The sequence below is a fragment of the Citrobacter sp. KH_055_1 genome (genome assembly GCF_057838705.1).
In genome coordinates this window covers 1,334,534-1,354,920 of the sequence record NZ_CM174473.1, presented here as the reverse complement: position 1 = coordinate 1,354,920, position 20,387 = coordinate 1,334,534, and the positions used below count along the sequence as shown (strand labels likewise).

At 51.8% G+C, this 20,387-nt stretch carries 10 protein-coding genes; 3 read left to right on the top strand and 7 right to left on the bottom strand.

The window, feature by feature from the left end; genetic code table 11:
• Positions 1–315: 315 nt before the first annotated feature.
• Together AC3ITF_RS06265 and mscS are read left to right on the top strand one after the other, a co-directional pair.
• Entirely contained in the window at positions 316–519 is a 204-nt protein-coding gene (locus AC3ITF_RS06265; RefSeq protein ID WP_115257795.1) for a YfgG family protein, read from the top strand.
• 366 nt (positions 520–885) lie between these two features.
• On the top strand, positions 886–1,764 hold the full coding sequence (gene mscS, locus AC3ITF_RS06260) for a small-conductance mechanosensitive channel MscS (protein WP_096756182.1): 879 nt from the start codon (positions 886–888) through the stop codon (positions 1,762–1,764).
• A gap of 82 nt (positions 1,765–1,846) precedes the next feature.
• Here mscS and guaA read toward each other — a convergent pair whose 3' ends face one another.
• The gene (gene guaA, locus AC3ITF_RS06255; protein ID WP_096759358.1) at positions 1,847–3,424 is read right to left on the bottom strand and encodes a glutamine-hydrolyzing GMP synthase; all 1,578 of its coding nucleotides are present in this window, start codon (positions 3,422–3,424) and stop codon (positions 1,847–1,849) included.
• Positions 3,425–3,488: 64 nt separating this feature from the next.
• Positions 3,489–4,955: an IMP dehydrogenase gene (gene guaB / locus AC3ITF_RS06250; RefSeq protein ID WP_117343514.1), complete on the bottom strand. Its 1,467-nt coding sequence runs from the start codon at positions 4,953–4,955 to the stop codon at positions 3,489–3,491.
• A 161-nt stretch (positions 4,956–5,116) separates the two neighbouring features.
• On the opposite strand from guaB, the gene xseA reads away from it, so the two are divergent.
• A complete protein-coding gene (xseA, locus tag AC3ITF_RS06245; RefSeq protein ID WP_489176234.1) occupies positions 5,117–6,490 on the top strand; it encodes an exodeoxyribonuclease VII large subunit in 1,374 nt (457 codons plus the stop codon).
• A gap of 7 nt (positions 6,491–6,497) precedes the next feature.
• On the opposite strand, the gene AC3ITF_RS06240 is transcribed toward xseA, so the two are convergent.
• From AC3ITF_RS06240 to AC3ITF_RS06220, 5 genes are all read right to left on the bottom strand, one after another.
• The gene (locus AC3ITF_RS06240; RefSeq protein ID WP_489176233.1) at positions 6,498–14,648 is read right to left on the bottom strand and encodes an adhesion domain-containing protein; all 8,151 of its coding nucleotides are present in this window, start codon (positions 14,646–14,648) and stop codon (positions 6,498–6,500) included.
• Positions 14,649–14,757: 109 nt separating this feature from the next.
• Positions 14,758–15,723 (bottom strand): SinI family autotransporter-associated protein, encoded by a 966-nt coding sequence (locus AC3ITF_RS06235; protein WP_135911607.1) that lies wholly within the window; start codon positions 15,721–15,723, stop codon positions 14,758–14,760.
• 56 nt (positions 15,724–15,779) lie between these two features.
• Entirely contained in the window at positions 15,780–17,972 is a 2,193-nt protein-coding gene (sinH, locus tag AC3ITF_RS06230) for an intimin-like inverse autotransporter SinH (RefSeq protein ID WP_489176232.1), read from the bottom strand.
• A gap of 192 nt (positions 17,973–18,164) precedes the next feature.
• The gene (locus AC3ITF_RS06225; protein ID WP_115257789.1) at positions 18,165–18,386 is read right to left on the bottom strand and encodes a zinc ribbon domain-containing protein; all 222 of its coding nucleotides are present in this window, start codon (positions 18,384–18,386) and stop codon (positions 18,165–18,167) included.
• Between the two features lie 177 nt (positions 18,387–18,563).
• The gene (locus AC3ITF_RS06220) at positions 18,564–20,108 is read right to left on the bottom strand and encodes a peptide MFS transporter (protein WP_115257788.1); all 1,545 of its coding nucleotides are present in this window, start codon (positions 20,106–20,108) and stop codon (positions 18,564–18,566) included.
• Between the last annotated feature and the right edge of the window lie 279 nt (positions 20,109–20,387).

Here is a 20,387-nt window from a genome sequence, read left to right as displayed (position 1 = left end):
GTATTCAGACAGGTATCCCACCTGACTTTAAAACAATGATGTACAACACATCATAATGACTCATCAATTTTAGTTATCACCTGAATAGGGCGCTTGACATCTATCAAGGAAAACAGGACCCATTAATCATTTATTACCTTTTTCCTCTTTTGTTATCGTTAATTCATTATTAATGCAAATAATAAAATTATCTTTCATAACATAAGAAGATAAAACAACTGATGCATTTTTACATAATGATGAATTGACCATTCCCTCACAGTGTGCCTTAATGTAAGCATCGCCCATTGTTGGGTACACTTTAAGGAACCCTTTGTGAGCCAGGTTACCAGCCTACGAAAACGACACCGATTTAACAGTCGCATGATCCGGATCGTACTGCTTATCAGCTTCCTCTTCTTCTTTGGACGCTTCGTCTACTCTGCTATCGGTGCGTGGCACCACCATCAGAACAAGAAAGAATCCCAACAGAGCAGCCTGTCGCAACAGACTTCCCCTGTTCAAATCGATAAACATTAATCGCTTAAAGACCGCTTAAAGCTCTACGCCTCAAGATTCCTTACCGGATGGCTAATCGTCTGACAGTTAACCATCCGGTAAGGGATTTGTGTTCCCTCCTGTCACTATTTTTATAACGCCACACGTCACCCCAGCCAATCAATTTTGATTTCCGCACAATTACACTATCTTTTCGCTCCTCATCACCACACTATTCACGCTGATTTTCTATGTTTCTGTTTATTGGACATAATAAACGCAAATACAGCTCAAATAGCCACTAACCAATAGTGTTAATTAATATAACTGGTGTGCACATTTATATATCAAATGTAATTGAATATTTATATGAGCCTTTTATTTTTATACATTCGACAGGGTAATACGATGCAGGGTTTTACATTATTTCCGAAAATACGAAGCGGTCTAGAGTGGATCACTGGGCACAGCGATGCAGTTATTCAATTTGGATGGAACATTGTTGCCGCCGTGATTTTACTGTTTATCGGTAAGTTCGTCTCACGGTTGCTTTCTCGCGGACTGGAGAAACTGCTGTTAAAGCGTAAAGTTGATATCACCATTATCCAGTTCTTCACTGCGTTAGTCCGCTACATCATCCTGGCATTTTTTGTCGTTGCGGCTTTGGGCCGCATCGGCATTGAAACGTCATCCATTATTGCCATCATTGGTGCCGCCGGGCTGGCCGTCGGTCTGGCGCTACAGGGATCGCTGTCCAACTTTGCGGCTGGCGTGCTGCTGGTCTCCCTGCGTCCATTTCGCGCCGGCGAGATCGTACAAATTGGTGCAGTCACCGGGACAGTCGAAAAAGTGCATCTTTTCTCAACTACCCTACTCACCGCTGATAGCAAAGAGGTGGTGATCCCTAACGGTAAAATCATCTCTGACAATATTATTAACTACTCTCGCCACCCGTTTCGTCGTATCGACCTGGTGATTGGCGTTGGCTATCAGAGTCGGATTGCAGAAGTGAAACGCGTCATTACTCATATCATCGAGCAGGATAAACGCGTTGATCAGAGTCGCGGCGTAACCGTGCGTCTGGGCGAACTTGCCGCCTCATCGCTTAACTTCTACGTTCGCGTTTGGGTGCGTAACGGCGAATACTGGAACACGTATTACGATCTACTGGAAAACATCAAAGAAGCGATGGATGCCAACCATATCGACTTGCCCTATCCGCAGATGGATATCCGTGTTCAGAACGTCCCATCACAATCACAGCCTCAGCTACAACTGGTCGATTGACTGCAAAAATAAAAAACCCTCTGTAAAGACAGAGGGTGTTTGTGCGAATAGCCAGAGTAAAATCAGGCAAAGTGGAAGGTTATTATTCCCACTCAATCGTCGCTGGTGGTTTACCGCTGATGTCATACACCACGCGGGAAATACCGTTCACTTCGTTGATGATGCGATTGGACACGCGGCCCAGGAAGTCATACGGCAGGTGCGCCCAGTGAGCGGTCATAAAGTCGATAGTTTCAACAGCACGCAGGGAAACGACCCAGTCATACTTACGGCCATCACCCATTACACCAACGGAACGAACCGGCAGGAACACGGTGAACGCCTGGCTCACTTTATTGTACAGGTCAGCTTTGTGCAGCTCTTCGATGAAGATAGCGTCCGCACGACGCAGCAGGTCGCAGTACTCTTTCTTCACTTCGCCCAGCACGCGCACGCCTAAGCCTGGACCCGGGAACGGGTGACGGTACAGCATGTCATACGGTAGGCCCAGCTCCAGACCAATTTTACGCACTTCGTCTTTGAACAGCTCACGCAGCGGTTCAACCAGACCCATCTTCATCTCTTTCGGCAGGCCGCCGACGTTGTGGTGAGATTTGATGACGTGTGCTTTACCGGTTGCAGACGCGGCAGATTCAATTACGTCTGGGTAGATGGTGCCTTGCGCCAGCCACTTCACGTCCTGCAGTTTCAACGCTTCTTCGTCGAACACTTCAACGAACACGCGACCGATAATTTTACGTTTCGCTTCTGGGTCGTTCTCGCCTTTCAGCGCGTCGAGGAAACGCTGTTCGCCTTTAACGTGAATGATGTTCAGACCGAAGTGGTCGCCGAACATATCCATAACCTGCTCTGCTTCGTTCAGGCGCAGTAGCCCGTTATCAACAAAGACGCAGGTCAGATTTTTACCGATAGCACGGTGCAGCAACATGGCAGTTACGGAAGAGTCAACGCCGCCGGACAGGCCGAGGATCACTTTATCGTCACCAACCTGCTCGCGAATACGGGCAACGGCGTCATCGATGATTTTTGCCGGTGTCCACAGCGCTTCACACTGGCAGATGTCACGCACAAAGCGCTCCAGCATACGCAGGCCCTGACGGGTGTGGGTTACTTCCGGGTGGAACTGCACGCCGTAGAAACGTTTTTCTTCGTGCGCCATAATGGCAAACGGGCAGCTTTCGGTGCTGGCAACGGTGACAAAGCCTTCCGGGATAGCGGTAACTTTGTCGCCATGGCTCATCCACACATCCAGCAACGGTTTGCCATCTGCGGTCAGTGAATCTTCGATGCCACGGATCAGTGCGCTGTCGGTCTGAACTTCAACCTGTGCGTAGCCGAATTCACGCTCGTGAGACCCTTCAACATGGCCACCCAGCTGCATCGCCATGGTCTGCATACCATAGCAGACGCCGAATACTGGTACGCCTGCATTGAAGACGTACTCTGGTGCACGCGGGCTGTTCGCTTCGGTGGTGCTTTCCGGGCCACCGGAAAGAATAATACCGCTTGGGTTGAATTCGCGAATTTGTGCTTCCGTAACATCCCATGCCCACAGCTCACAGTAGACGCCCAGCTCACGTACGCGACGTGCCACCAGTTGCGTGTACTGCGATCCGAAATCGAGGATGAGAATGCGATGTTTATGAATATTGTCTGTCATTGACGCTAATTCCGAGGCAAGTGAAACAAATTCGCCCGGCATAGAAGCCGGGCGCGGAAACTGATCAGGAGCCCATACGGTAGTTAGGGGACTCTTTGGTAATGGTCACGTCGTGAACGTGACTTTCCTGAATACCCGCACCGCTGATGCGTACAAACTCTGCTTTCGTTCGCAGCGCGTCGATAGTACCACAGCCGGTCAGACCCATACAGGAGCGCAGGCCGCCCATCTGCTGGTGAATGATCTCTTTCAGGCGACCCTTATAGGCCACGCGGCCTTCGATACCTTCCGGTACCAATTTGTCAGCGGCGTTATCGCTCTGGAAGTAACGGTCAGAAGAGCCTTTGGACATCGCGCCCAGAGAACCCATACCACGGTAGGATTTATAAGAACGCCCCTGGTACAGTTCAATTTCACCCGGAGATTCTTCGGTACCGGCCAGCATAGAGCCCACCATTACCGCTGCCGCACCTGCCGCGATCGCTTTCGCGATGTCGCCAGAGAAACGAATACCGCCGTCAGCGATAACCGGAATACCCGTACCTTCCAGCGCTTCAACCGCGTCAGAAACGGCAGTGATCTGTGGAACACCCACACCGGTAACGATACGGGTCGTACAGATGGAACCAGGGCCGATACCCACTTTCACCGCACTGCAACCGGCTTCAGCCAGCGCACGAGCACCAGCGCCCGTTGCAACGTTACCACCGATGATTTGCAGATCCGGGTATTTCGCACGGGTTTCACGGATACGCTGTAAAACACCTTCAGAGTGGCCGTGAGAAGAGTCAATCAGCAGCACGTCAACGCCGGCAGCAACCAGTGCATCAACACGATCTTCGTTACCTGCACCCGCACCGACTGCTGCACCAACGCGCAGACGACCATGCTCGTCTTTACAAGCGTTAGGTTTACGCTCTGCTTTCTGGAAGTCTTTTACGGTGATCATGCCGCGCAGATGGAAGCCGTCATCAACGACCAGCGCTTTCTCAACGCGTTTTTCGTGCATTTTTGCCAGCACAACTTCACGCGCTTCGCCTTCACGTACGGTCACCAGACGCTCTTTCGGCGTCATGTATACGCTAACCGGCTGGCTGAGGTCGGTCACAAAACGCACGTCACGACCGGTGATGATACCCACCAGCTCGTTATCTTCTGTCACTACCGGGTAGCCCGCAAAACCGTTACGCTCGGTCAGTTCTTTTACTTCACGCAGGGTGGTAGTCGGCAGCACGGTCTGCGGGTCAGTAACCACGCCAGATTCGTGTTTCTTCACGCGGCGAACTTCTTCCGCCTGACGTTCAATAGACATGTTTTTGTGGATAAAACCGATGCCACCTTCCTGTGCCAGAGCAATGGCAAGGCGCGCTTCAGTCACAGTATCCATGGCTGCGGAGAGCATAGGAATGTTCAGACGGATCGTTTTCGTCAACTGCGTGCTGAGGTCAGCAGTATTCGGCAGAACGGTAGAATGAGCGGGAACGAGGAGGACGTCGTCAAACGTCAGGGCTTCTTTGGCAATACGTAGCATGGGCAATATCTCGACCAGATTGGTTAATAAATATTGCCGTGGCATTATACAGAGCGTAACCGATTGCATCCACACTTTTTTGCAAAAAAACCTTGCGATCCCCGGTAGGCGGGTTACTATCGATTGAATAACCTGCTGATTTAGAATTTGATCCCGCTCACATGTTCTCCTCTCAAACCTCTTCAATTTTTACCGTAAGTCGCCTTAACCAGACGGTGCGCCTGCTGCTCGAGCAAGAGATGGGGCAAGTGTGGATCAGCGGCGAGATTTCTAACTTTACCCAGCCCTCTTCCGGTCATTGGTACTTCACCTTAAAAGACGATACCGCCCAAGTACGCTGCGCGATGTTTCGCAACAGCAACCGCCGCGTCACGTTCCGTCCGCAGCACGGACAACAAGTGCTGGTACGTGCCAATATTACGCTGTACGAACCGCGCGGTGATTATCAAATCATCGTCGAAAGCATGCAGCCAGCGGGTGAAGGTTTATTGCAGCAGAAGTATGAACAGCTCAAAGCCAAACTGCAGGCCGAAGGATTGTTCGATCAGCAGTGTAAACAATCGCTCCCAACGCCGGCTCATTGTGTCGGGGTGATCACCTCAAAAACCGGGGCGGCGCTGCACGATATTCTCCACGTACTCAAACGTCGCGACCCTTCCCTGCCGGTGATTATCTACCCGACAGCGGTACAGGGTGACGATGCACCGGGGCAAATCGTTCGCGCCATCGAACTGGCGAACGCCCGTAACGAGTGTGATGTGTTAATCGTTGGTCGTGGCGGCGGTTCGCTGGAAGATCTGTGGAGCTTTAACGACGAACGCGTGGCACGCGCCATTTTTGCCAGCCGCATTCCGGTTGTCAGCGCCGTCGGCCATGAAACCGATGTCACCATCGCCGATTTTGTCGGCGACCTGCGGGCCCCTACGCCGTCTGCGGCAGCAGAGATTGTTAGCCGCAATCAGCAGGAATTATTACGCCAGATTCAGTCCGTTCAGCAACGTCTGGGCATGGCAATGGACTACTACCTCGCCAACCGCAGTCGTCGCTTCACGCAGACCTTCCACCGTCTGCAACAGCAACACCCTCAGCTACGTCTGGCGCGTCAGCAAACTACGCTGGAACGACTGCGTCAGCGGATGAGCTTTGCGCTGGAAAACCAAATCAAACAGGCCAACCAGCACCAGCAGCGCATACTGCATCGTCTGAACCAGCAAAACCCGCAGCCACGTATTCATCGTGCACAAACGCGCATTCAGCAACTGGAATATCGGCTGGCGGAAAATATTCGTACACGGCTTAGCGAGCAACGAGAACGTTTCGGGAATACCGTTACCCATCTGGAAGCCGTCAGCCCGCTGGCAACATTGGCACGCGGATATAGCGTTTCTACCGCCACCGGCGGCGGCGTGTTGAAAAAGGTCAAGCAGGTGAAAGCCGGCGATCTCATCACCACGCGGCTGGAAGACGGCTGGGTGGAGAGCGAGGTCACCACCGTGACCCCGCAGAAAAAAACGCCTTCGCGTAAAGCGCAGTAGCGGAGAGCTACTGCGCGCAGGTCGCGAACCCTGCCGTTTTACCCGCATCGATAGTGCAGTTTTCACTGCCGCTTGACTGGTTTACCGCACAGTAGTTCTTCGTCCCTTTCGTTTGCGAAAGATAGCTGTAGCTCGATGTTGTCGGCCACCCGATAGTGCTGAATACCGAATGCAGCGCCAGTAAATCATCCGCCGTGGACGCTTTCTGCAAGCTGCCACACTGGGCTGCCAGATCCCAGGTGCTGGAATCAATGGTATGTGCCATCGCCCAATCCTCTTTATTCATGGTGATATGAAGCGGCGGCGTGACACCGGAAGGCAATTCAGCAAGCAACAATGGGCGTTGTAACGTTTTACCGTTCGTGCTGACGGTATCAGGCATATTCCCCCAGAATTTCGCTTTATCTGTATCCGGGCTGGTCAGCACATTAAAGATGCCATCCAGTGACGCATGGATATTCGTGTCATTGACCAGAGCTGCTGTCAGCGACGTTTTCAACCCCAGGCTCTTATCCTGACTCAGAGTAAAGGTCGCTATACCATCAGCCCCCGTGGTTCCGGTAAAGATGCTGGCGGTATTGCTCATGTCTATGGTCGAGCTGGATGGCGTGACCTCACGAAGAACTAAATCATCCGCCCCCATCTCCGCCTCAACGTCACCATCGGTTATTACCACGCCCGCCCGGTTTGTCGAATCGCCTCGTGAGAGAGTAAAGCTGGCATTAGCGACTGGATTACCGCTGGTATCTTTTACCGTAACGGTCAGCGGGATAGTCTTGCCTTTCTCCGCTACCGCCGACGCCTTCGCCGCATCCATCGCTGTCGAGGTCAGCGTAATAGCTGCCGCAGTAATTCGAGGTTCAACCAGACAAACCTGCGCACCTTTGGTACTTGATGAACTGGTAGATCCACCACCGCCAGTGCTCAGCATAATATATTGGTAGTTTCCGGTATTTGCCTGTTTATCTCCGGCCCACCAGGGTTCATTGGAGCCACTAGGCCAGCCGTAAACGGTACCGACACCACCTGAAACGCTAAGGTTATCGATAAATAACGTTTCCATGTCACTCTTCAGCGGTTGATACGCCTTATCGCAGCCTGTCGCACCTGCGATATCCGTATTTCCGGCGGTGACCAGAGGCCAGACTTCGTTGTTATAAGTATACGTGCTGCTGTACGATGCCATTTCAGCGGCGAGCAGCGGGCGTCGGAAGGCAACACCTGCACTGTTGGTCGCGGTTTCTGGCATATGGCCCCAGTACGCAGCTTTATCGGTATCCGGGCTGGTCACGACAGTAAATATCGCATCGAGGGCGGCCGTTGGCGTTGGATAAGTCCCTAATTTCGCCGTAATCGTGGTCTTAAGCCCCATAGCATCATCCTGGCTCAAACTAAATGTGGCGGTGCCGTCTGCCCCCGTCACGCCGCTATAGGTGCTGGCCTTAGTGCCCAGCACCGTGGTCGCAGGTGTTGGCGTCAGTTCCTCTAGCGCAAGATCGTCCGTCGCCCCTTTGTTATCGGTGGTCTTCACCAGGCCACTGCGCGATATGCCGTCGCTACGCGAAATGGTAAAGGCGGCATTCGCGGCTGGGCTGCCATTCACATCTTTCACCGTGACGGTCAGCGGGATGGTTTCGCCTTTTTTCACCTTAACGTACTGACCCGCTTCATCGAAAACACTGGATGTCAGTTCAATCGTTGCCGGTTGCGGCGCATGAGGCGTCGTTCGGCAGGCTTGCATCTGCATCGTGGTCGACGACGTCGTGGCATTACTCGTACCCGTGCTTAAATTAAGGCTTTGATATTGGCCTGTACTGGATAAGTCTACTGCCCACCAGTTTCTGCCCGACGACAGTGGCCAGCCATAGGTAGTTTCCAGTTCAGTGTTCGGGTATTTATTATACAGCGCCTGCAAATCGCTCAGCAGCGGTTGGTAGGTAGGATCACAGCCCGTTGCCCCTGCCGTTTGAGCTTGAACAGCCGTTGGATGCGCCCAATATTCATTGTTTTTATTATAGAAACCTACGCCTGATGGGACTTCTGACTGTAATTTTGGACGCGTATAGGTGACGCCGTCCGGCCCTTCAACCGTCTCCGGCATATGGCCCCAGCGGAAAGCCGTATCGACGTCCGGGCTGGTCAAGACGGTAAAGATACCGCCAACGCCCTCGGTCGAAACATTGTTGTCCACAATCACTGCATAGAATTCGGTTTTCAACCCCGTCGTACTATCCTGGCTCACATTGAGCTGAACTTTACCGTTACTGTCAGTCGTGCCATACCAGTATGTCGGTGACAAATTGTATTTTTGCGTCACAGCATCCGACGCTGGCGAAACCGGTTCTAAAAGTGTGTAGGATTCCGCAAGCGTATCGTTTGTGGAGGAACCTGGTGCATTTCGAAAATTTGAAAGCCCACGGTAAAATTTAATACTCACACCCACCTGAGGCTGCCCAGCATTATCGGTGATGCTAATTGTCAGTGGGATTTTCTCACCTTTTTTCGCCAGGTATCCCGCTTTGTTCGCATCCCATGGCAAGCTGGAGGTTAGCGTAATATTCAGCGTTCTTGGCTCCACACGGCACAGTTGCAAGGTCGCCTGAGAACTCGCTTGTGTATTTTCACCCGAGAACAAATTAACGCTTTGCGAGATTACGCCGGTATGGGCAGCATTAACGATCAAATTGCCAGCCATCCACGGCAGCGAAGTGCTGCTTACCGGCAAACCAAACTGTGTCATTAAACCACCGTTCGGGTGGTCGCTTTGCAGCGTCGCCAGATCGCTCGCTGAGGCGGTGCTCATCTGATCGCACTGTACTAAATACGCCATGTTCGTTGTTGAGTACCAAACTTCTCCGTCCCCGGTCAGCGAGTATGCTGTCGTGTTGCTTGTCGACGAGAGCTCTGCTCGCAGCAGCGGACGTTTAAATTCAACGTTTTTACTGTTGGTAAACGTCTCGGGCATATGACCCCAATATTTCGCGATGCTAGTATCCGGGCTAGTAATTACCGTGAAAATGGCATTTTTACTGTCCGTTACCTTACTGTCATCCGCCAGCGTCGCACTAATGGTTGTTTGCAGACCAGTAGTGCTATCCTGCGTAATGTTAAACGTCATGAGTCCTTGGGCATCTGTCTGTACATAAAGGTATTTTTCTTTAGTATCCAGCAGTGTGCTGACCTGGCCTGAAGAAATATCACTCAGTGTGATATCGTCTGCGTTGTTAGTGGTATAAATCACGTTCGCACGGGTTTTGGCATCACTACGGGTAATCTTCACCAACGCATTGCTCACCGGTAGTCCGGTTGTATCGGTAACCATAACAGTCGCGGCAATCTTCTCGCCTTTTTTCGCTTTCGCGATGCCTGTCGTTTCATCTTCATTGGCAAGCGTCAGCGTTAGCTTGCTGGCAAGCTGGCGCGGTGAGGCAAGACAGGTTTGCATGTAATAGGTTGATGTACTGGTTGTGGATTTAATATCCGCAGCACTCAATAGATTGACTGCCGCATACTGTAACTGGCTAGCGTCCTCAGACAACACAGAATCACCAGACCACCAGTACTGACTATCGCTGACGGCGCCGTTATTGCTCATCGGCCAACCGTTGATAGTACGCATTGCTCCGTCAGGATAGCGGGTGTACAGCGTCTGCAAATTCGCCGTGATTGGCAAATTGCTACGTCCGCAACCGTTAGTACCTTTCCAAGCCTCACTGGCGGTGAGCATTCCCCACGTTTCACCTTTATCATAACTGCCATTGACGATAGTCACCGTTTTACCCGGTGTAGCGCTAAACTCGCTCGACAACAGTGGGCGTTTATACACCAACCCTGCACTGTCAGTCACCGTTTCGGCCATATGCCCCCAATAGTTGGCTTTTGCCGTATCCGGGCTGGTCACTACGGTAAAAATCGCTGATAAAGACTGACTGGTGTTGGTGATATTCTCAATCGATGCCTGTAATGGCGTACTGAATCCCGCGCCACCGTCTTGGTTAATATTCAGCGTAACCGTCCCATCGTCACCGGTGGCCGTGTAGTACTCAACGCCGCTATCAATGCCAGTGCCCTGGTTAATCTGAATAGCTGCGGCTTCAGTCGTGTTAACGTCCTGATTACTGCGCCCCACGCTGTCACCGCGTGTAAAGATAACCGGCGTATTGCCCACCGGATTACCGCTGTCGTCGAGGGTGGTAATAACAATCGGGATGGTTTCACCTACTTTCGCTTTGGCGAAGCCGTCACTCTCTTTATAGAGCGTTGAGGTCAACGTCAGATGCGTTGCCGTAGAATGCGCACTCTGCAAACAGGAGAAATAGAGCTTTTCGCTCCACAATTGCGACGTGATGCCGTTATCGCGCAGGTTGAGCGATTTAACATAGCGATTATCCGTTGCGCGGCTGAGATCGGCGGTGCTGTTTTGGTAGTTTTTTCCATCCAGCGGCCAGCCCTGCTGTGTATTCATCGCTCCGCTCGGCCACCCCGAATACAGCGACTGCAGGTCTGCCAGTGTCGGAACATAAGCCGCACCACAAGCAGTAGAAATCGAGTGGAAATCTACGGTTCCCCAGGCTTCATTATTTTCAGTTACGCTACCTGCGGTAACGCCGCTGGCAATTTCAGCCAACAACAGTGGACGCTCAAATACTGCACCGTTCGCCGCCGTGACGGTTTCCGGCATATGCCCCCACATAGCGGCTTTATCGCTATCCGGGCTGGATACCACGGTGAAGATGGTGTCCAGACTGTCGCTCACACTGGCGTTGTCATACAACGTGGCGGTTATCGCGACTTTGGTGCCATGGGTATCCGGACGGGTAACGCTAACCGTTTTGCTACCATCATCGCCAGTAATGCCGCCAATTTTTGTCACCGTATCATTCAGTGATTCACCATCAATCACCACGGGTGACACAATACCATCACCGCTACCGGCAATATGTTTGCTACCCTGGCGCGTATATCCATCGCCGCGACTCAACACAAACGGCACGCCAGGTAACGGATTACCGCTGGCATCTTTTACCGTCACCTTAAGCGCCAGCGTATCGCCCTTTTTCACCTTCGTCGCCTGCACAACATCGCTCCACTGCGCAGGGGTTACCGCCTCAATGGTAATAGTGGAGGCAACGGGGTTATCACTGGCAAGACAGCTGGTATAGACAGAGGCGTTACCGCCGGTACTTTCTGCGCCACTGGCTAGCGACATCATTTTCCACGTGGTCTCACTGGCAAACGTCGCCGACCAGTATGATTGAGCCACCGGCCAGCCTTGGACATTGTGCATAGCTCCACTTCTGTTGGCGTTATACAGCGCACTGAGTTGATCGGCGCGAGGCAAGCGGTTTACCGCACATCCACCAGCCCCGGTACTGCCCGCCGCATCGGTATGCGTGATGCGCGCCCACGTTTCGTTATCTTCCTCCTGAGTTCGCGTTGCAGTGACCTCTGTTGCCAGCTTAGGCCGCTCAAATGTCAGGCCATCTGCGGTCACCGTATCCGCCATGTGGCCCCACATTTCCGCATTTGCCGTGTCCGGACTGGTCGGTACCGTAAACTTCACACTGCGCGCTATCGGCGTTGTGATAAGCGAATTGACGGGGACAATGCTCAGTTGAGTCAGTAACCCAACTCCCTGCGGTTGCTCGATGATAAGCGTCGCGTTACCGCTGTCATCAGTCATTCCCTGATACATCATAGAGGCCTGAGATGAGCCAAAAGACTCGCCGCCCATCACCAACGTACCATCAGTTGCATCGATATAACCTGCAGTCAGTCCGCTACGGTTTTTACCGTGTGCCATCGTGACGGTAAACGCCGCATTAGGGACAACCAGCCCGTTCAGCGCATTGACCGAGTGCACCGTCATGGTTATCTGCTCACCCACCTTCGCCACCGCCTGACGTAGATTGGCATCACCATTCATCGACACGTCTAGCTGTGTAACCAGTTCGTTGCCAGAGCAGCTGAGATAGTTGGGCTCTGTACCGCTAAACATCGCATCGGTGCCGTTCGCGAGATTGACGTGCGCAGTCTGAGTACCGTCGGTATCAGCGGAAATATAGCTATGGCTGGCAGTTGGCCAACCATAATTGGTCAGCATGGCGTTGCCAGAGTGGGCCGAATAGAGCGCATCCAGAATCACCTGCCCCGGCACTTGCCCCACACCACACTGTGCGGTCGCCGCAGTGACGGAATTAAAAGTCGCCCAGTCCTCATGATTCTCAACGGTTGAACTGGTATTTGCCGTTGCCTCACCCGCTAGCAGTGGTCGTTTGTAGATATTACCCGCCTCAACAACGCCCTGCATATGACCCCACATGCGTGCCTGCGTAACATCCGGACTCGTTACTACAGTAAAGATGACGTTAGCCGTGGATTCGGTGCCATCCGCCAGTACCACACGCAGCGGTGTCAGAACGCCTGCACCGTTGTTCTGCGTTAACTCCAACGACAACTGGCCGTTGGCGTCGGTAATACCATGGTAATGATTCGGCGTACCGGAACCTTCAATGCCCACCAGCACCGGATTGTCATCCCAACCGTATTTAGCCCCTTCAGCCTGAGCCTCGGTATTGGTTTGCCCCTTACGGTTCTGCTCATCACCGACAAACAGATCAAAATAGCGATAAGGCAGTGCTGAACCGGTCTCTTTATCGGTAATGGTGATCCTCATACTGATAGAGTCCCCCACCGGCACCTTTGCAGCATTCAGACTGCTATCCATATTATCCAGCGTCAACGTCAACGCAGGCGTCACGTCCGGCGAGGCTTTATCGACACAGCTCACCACCGATGTTGTCGTATCGGGTTCTTCAACAACACGACGGCTGAACATATTGACACCTAAGTGATTCGTCGCCAGCGTCCCTGCCGACGATGACCAATACTCATTGGTACCCGCCACCGGCCAACCCAACTGGTTCGCCAGATCGCCGCGAGCAATTTTCAACCCCATTAACTGACGCGCATCGGGTAAAATGTCACAGTGTTCATCGGCACCACTCCAGTTAAATAGCGCCCAGGTCTCGTTATTTGCACTCACGGTCCCGCTTGTACCTTCTGCTTCTGCCGCCAGCTTCGGTCGAGTGAAGGTATAGGTTTCACCTTCCACATCCGCGCTGGAGGTTTCCGCCATATGCCCCCACATATTGGCATTGGTGCTATCCGGGCTGGTTAGTGTGGTGAAAATCACATCAACGCTAGCTTTCAACGTGGAGGCATTGGCCGGAGAAACCGTCAGCGGAGTTTTGACGCCAGGGCCATTCGCCTGCGTGATTACAACGCTGGCGTTACCATTAGCATCAGTGGTGCCGTGATATTCCGTTGTCGTGGTGGTCAGTTCGGTGTCGCCAACATGCACGGGTGCTGTATTATTCACGGTATTCTGGCGGTTCAGTGAATCGCCACGGGTGATTACAAATGCCGTATTACCTACAGCATTACCCTGACAGTCATGCGTGGTGACCGTCAGGGTAATGCTCCCGCCCACATTCACCTTTGCAGCTTTCAGCGTTTCGTTGTAATTATCCGCCGTTACCTTCACTGGATCGCCAGCCGCGGCGGTAATCGTTACCGGAATCTTCTGCTCTAGCAGGGTGGTGGCATTGCTGAAGGGGGTACCCGTGATCGTTTGCAGATATAAAACAGCCGGCGTGGATGAATCATCGTTCTCAATTTTCGGCCAGATTACATAGTTTTTCCCGGCCATATTCTGCGCACAGAATGTTTGATTGGCGACAGGCTGCGGATTGAGTGGCTCATCCGGAGTCGCAGCATCTGCCCAGGTTAGGGCAACGTTCGGCGTTTTCTCTTCCCAACGAACGGGCGGTACCGCAAAAATATCGCCTTCGGTATCCAGAGGATTAACGAGCTGCAGCGCGCTAGCCGTATCGTCGGTGTTGAAGTCACGCGGCATAGCACTAAAATTAATGGTGTTGGTTTCATCTGACTTGAGCTGAATACTGCCCTGATAGACAGGGATCGTGACACCGTCGGCCAGCGGCACAGTACCGTTGATTGCATCGGTTGAGGTGTTCACTTCCTGCCAGGTACCGCTTTTCAACGCACCGGACACTGGCGCAGAAAAACTGCTGAACATTAACAGCATGATCAATAAAAAGTGGGAAATCCCTTCCCTGCGCAGACTGCCATCCATAAGCTATATCCACCTGTATTTGCTCTGTATTCAACATCTTTTGCTTAACCGTTAGCTAAGCAAAAGACGCGGAAAAGACCATCCCTTTGCAGGGATGGTCGGGTAAGTATTATTTGCGTTGATAATCGATAGACAGTCCGTAACCCTGCACGCCATCGTTGCCAAGGGTAACACCACCGCTTTCGCCGTTGTCGAAGGCACTCTTCGCTTCGGCATTGGTAACCGGAACCACCAGATCGGTGTTGTTATAGGTACTGCTGACAAGACCGCCCGCCGCGCCCAGTTGCTTACTGTTGCCGGTAAATTTCCAGCGGTAGTTGTAATCGCTGGTAACGTCTTCACCGGTATCGTAGGTGCCGTTACTGTTTTTATCTTTCCACAGCAGAACTTTATAGGTGGTATTGGTTTTAAGCGTAGTCGCCGTACCCAACAGGTTAGTCGTCGAACCTGACTCGTAAACCACCACTTTCACGTTTTCATCAACCACTGGACCTTCCGGAATATCATCATCGTCCGCACCGCCGCCCGCGTTGGTAGAAAGGTCACCGAGCAGCAGTACGGTGGCAGCGTTGGGATCCCCGGTGGTAGTGGTTGGTGTCATTTTGATACCGAGATAATAGTCGGCATCATCGGCCTGAATGGTGTAGCTATCCTGCCCGGTTGTTCCGCTAATCTCTGCCGCATCCGAACCATCCTGGTTCTTAGAACGCACCCAAACCATTGTCGCTTTGGTGGCGGTATTGTTGGCGTCAAGGTCACCTTCCGTATCGCCAATCGCCCAGTTGAGCGTCACCTTATCGCCCACGTGGAACTGCTTGTCACCTTCGCTGATGACCGTACGACTAGCGCGTTCGACAGTGACCGTCACATGATCTTTGTCGGTATCTGTAGTTTTATCTGCCGCGCGAGTGATCCACGGTACCGTCCCCTGAATCGTCCCCGTGCTGTCGGAAACAATCTGCCATTGTCCACTCTTAAGATTGCCATTTGCCGCCATAGCCGGAACGGAACAATATCCTGCGACTACCAGTGCCAGAGCGACCTTAGTTAGTCGACGTTTTACGATTTGCTGCATTAAGACTCTCCTTTTCTTTATGTTTCAGCGATTGGCCGCTCAGCCACTACGCTGTGCTATTTCTGGCTATACGAAACCCGTATGCCGTATCCCTGAACGCCATCCTGGACATTCGCGCCAAATTTCTGCGCGGCCTCTTTGTTGGTTGCAGGAAGAACTAGATCTTCATTGGTGGTATTTGACTCGGCGCCGGTATGCCCATGCGTGCTCTGCCCAGTGAACTCCCACTGGTAGTCATACTGCGCCATTTCTTCTTCCGTCAGCTGCTCTGACATCTGGAATACGCTATCGCTGTTGGCATCACGCCAAAGCACGAAGCGGTAGGTATTATTGAGCGTGGGGTGTTGTTGTTCTTTGCCCATCAAATTGACCGGCTGTGCGGCTTTTACTTGATAGATGATACCGCTGACACCACCGGAGTCACTTCCCAGGAAGGTAACGTCAACATAGTTACTGTCGCCATAAACATCCGTATTTGCTTTCCAGCGGTAGGTTCCCGGCAACGTACTCGACAACGTAACCGTACCCGCCGTTTTGTCTCGATTAGCGATAAATACACAGGGGTTTTCTACAGTACACGCCGTCGTCGACAGCGCGACTTTTTTATCATTGCTGTCGTACAGCTCAGGGGTCATTACGTCATCAACCAGCTCGTTGCCATTACGGTCGGTGGTATCACCATTCGAATCGGTTAACAGCACGTCCAGCACCACGCCATCAGCACCATCAGCCTGTGCACTGGCAGCGTGGCTGTGATCGGTACGATCGGCATCAGCGATATTATCGACAACCAGCTCAATCCGGCGGTCCTGCTGCACGGTAATTTCCGCAATGCCCGAGTTCTGTTTGTTCCCCTTATCATCTTCCAGGGTGATGCGGACTTTCCAGGTATTCAACGTCGTGCGTTCTTCTTCTGTGCTGGCATTGATCCACGCTGGTAGCACCAAATTCCAGCGGTTATTGTTACCTTCTGTGAGCATGTTCGCTTTTACCACCGGCATCACCAGCGTGCGGTTGGCGTTGTTTTTCGCCTGCCATGAGGCTGTAATAATTTTATAGCGATGGTTAATGAGCGCGTTGATCGTCCATTTACATTTCTCCAGGCCAATACCGGCTTCCGGTTTGTCCTGAATGACGCATTCTGGGTTTTCGTTGGTTTCATCGGCTTTCAACCACAGAGTGACATCCAGCGGATCCTTTTCGCGGTATTCCAGAACGATAAAGTTATTACGATCGACAAAATCGGTGCGGCTTCCAGCCAACGAGTGTTGGGTTTTCACATTTTCGGGATCAAGCTGTGCTGCCAGCGGGGTACCAAACTGGTAGGTCATTGATGCCGTTACGCTTAAGTCAGTATTGTCTCCCGTACCAGCCTTATAATCTGCCGCCAGCGTAAGTAAAGGAACCGGTGTGTAACTCATTCCAACGGTCACAGCGTGCGGATTTTTTTGCAGGTTATCTGTCCCGAACAGCGCGACCTCATCACCATAATACTGCTCATAAATCAGTTTGCCGCCAAGCTGCGGATAGAATGGTAGCCACGCCTCTGTCCGCACGTCCCAGCCTTGAGCCGGACGTTCTTCGTAAAACTCAAAATCTTCGGAATCTTTCCAGTCCGACAGAGGATGGTAATAGTTTCCGGAAAAACGCAGAAAATCGGTCCACGCCTCGCCACCTAAACCCAGACGGCGGTGACCACGCGTAAAGTCGTAGTCATAAAACACGTTGCTCCCCAGCAACCACGCCCCTACATTCTGACGCACGCCGAACCCCACGTTACCAATGGTACGATCTTCTTTTCGCTGGGCTGAAAACTGACTAAAAAACAATGTGCTTTGGGTATCGTACCAGGGAACAAAATAATCCAGCGAACTACCTTCCAGATCCCCCCCTTCACCAATTGCCAGGTTGGTACGCACTTTGCCATAGGGCGACATTAATGATTCAATTCCAGATTGTGCAGACGAAGTCATTTGCCCCTGAAAATAGCTACGGGCCTGAGATTCAAGCGCTTCTGGTGTTAGATTATCAAACCCTTGCGTGGCAGAATTAATAAAATAGTCAGCGCTTTTTTCTGTATATGATTTTCCGAGATTCTCTTGTTCTTTTTTTTGCGCTGAGTCACTGGCTAAATCAGGTAATGAGGTTTCACTCACTTTTTCAGCTACTGGAGATACACTGGTGCCTGAGGCTGAAACAACGCCACCATAAAGTAACACGAGTATGAGAATGCGCATCCATTGCGCCATACGACAACCATCCTTGAGTTTATCGCAATAACTAAAATATAATATTGTTTTATATCGAGAAATTCACTCCGGCTTACAATGTAAATATCAATTCATTACGCGAATGAATATATAAACATTCTAAATATTGCCTACTATCGATAATATCAGACATAAAAATAAGTAGGCAAATTAGAAACTCTAAATTTACTTTTAATTATTATTAATGAAAAACTCGACGCGTTTCTTTGAAATAAGTCCATGCCCATGCGGACAAAAGTAGTCCACAGCACCGCAGGCTTTTAATATCTGGAGTTGCTGATGACACTCCGGACAACGCGCTTCAAGCTGAATATCTTTATGACAGTTTTCGCAGTGCGCCGCTCCGTTTTGTGGCTCTACTGGTGTATGACAATCTGGGCAAGTAACCGACATGATAACTCCTTGGGATAATTTTCACTGTCTGGATTTTAACACGATTCACCGAATGAATGAGACCGACGCCGATGCGGACACCTCAAATGGTGCAAAGATGCGGTAGTGATAAACAGGGGATGGTGTGGTATGGGCTGGATTGCCGGGGCATAACGCCACCCCGGCGAAATGGAGAGATTACTTCGCGTTAGCTGCCGGTTTAGTCTGGGTATTTTCCAGCATACGGCGGATCGGAACAATGAGGACGATCAGGACCGCGGCGCAGATAAGCAGCGCAATGGAGCAACGCGCAAACAGGTCTGGCAGCATATCCAACTGGTCAGCCTTCACGTGACCACCAATCAGGCCTGCGGCCAGGTTACCCAGCGCGCTTGCACAGAACCACAGCCCCATCATCTGACCACGCATTCTTTCTGGCGCCAGCAGCGTCATGGTCGCCAGACCAATTGGGCTCAGGCACAGTTCGCCGAGCGTCAGCATCAGGATACTGCCCACCAGCCAGAATGGAGAAACGCCCGCGCCGCCATTTGTCAGCACGTCCTGCGCCGCCAGCATCATTATGCCAAAGCCTGCCGCCGCACAGAGAATGCCGATAACAAACTTGGTGATACTGCTTGGGCGAATGTTCATGCTCGCAAGTTTAGGCCACGCCCAACTGAATACCGGCGCCAGCAGAATGATAAACAGGGCGTTAATCGACTGGAACCACACGGCCGGGATTTCAAAGTCCCCGATCATACGGTTAGTGTAGTCGTTGGCAAACAGATTAAACGAAGTCGGTTTCTGCTCAAACGCAGACCAGAAGAACGCCGCAGAAACCAGCAAGATAAAGCAGACCAGCAGTCTCGCGCGCTCTTTACGGTTCAGGCCCGCAAAGACAAACAGGTAGATGAAGTAACAGGCGACGGATGCCGCAATCACGTACACCAGCATGCTGGCTACCGCAACCGGGTTAATCACAATCACACCCTGCGCAATCAGCGTAACAACGACGGCCACACCCGCAGCCAGCGCGAGTAACCACGCACCGACACCGTTTTTCTTCGCTACCGGGTTGTTCCAGGTGGAGTCCAGCCCCACTTCGCTATCGTAACGTTTCATCGCCGGTACGGCAAAGATACGGAAGATAATTAAAGCTACCAGCATCCCGATACCGCCAATACCAAAACCCCAGTGCCAGCCATGCGTTTTAATCAGCCAGCCGGAGATCAACGGTGCTATGAATGAACCGATGTTGATACCCATATAGAACAGCGAGAAACCGCCATCACGGCGCGCATCGCCTTTTTTATACAGCGTACCGACCATGACCGAAATACAGGTCTTAAACAGACCAGAACCCAGCACGATGAACATCAGGCCGATAAAGAACAGGTTGTTACCCATGATGGCAGAGAGCGCAATCGACAGGTGGCCGAGCGCAATCAGAATAGAGCCATACCACACCGCTTTCTGCTGGCCGAGCCAGTTATCCGCCAGCCAGCCCCCCGGCAGTGCAGCGAGATACATGGTACCGGCAAAGATACCGACAATCGCAGAGGCATTTTCACGCGCCAGCCCCATTCCACCGTCATAAACGGTGGCCGCCATAAATAAGATCAGTAACGGACGGATGCCGTAAAACGAAAAACGCTCCCACATCTCCGTGAAAAATAGCGAGCCTAGCGGATAGGGATGGCCGAAGAACGTTCGGCTTTCTTGTGGTTGAGTAGACGGTTGCATAATTCTCCTGAAAAGATATGTGTTGTGCGAGTAAACACCACGCTGTACGCCGGCCAGTTATGTATCTGGTCGATTTTTTTACAGGTAGCGAAAAGTTAATTAGCCATTTGAGGGTCTGGAGCCAGTTTTGTCTAGTACCAACCCCTGCACTTTAAGATGAAAATTCGACAATTGTCTACTTTCTTAGATTTAAACTTGGTCAAAAAAGAATAGTCATTGACATTATACAGACACACAGGACTATAAACAGACGAAAAAAACCCGCGACAAGCGCGGGTT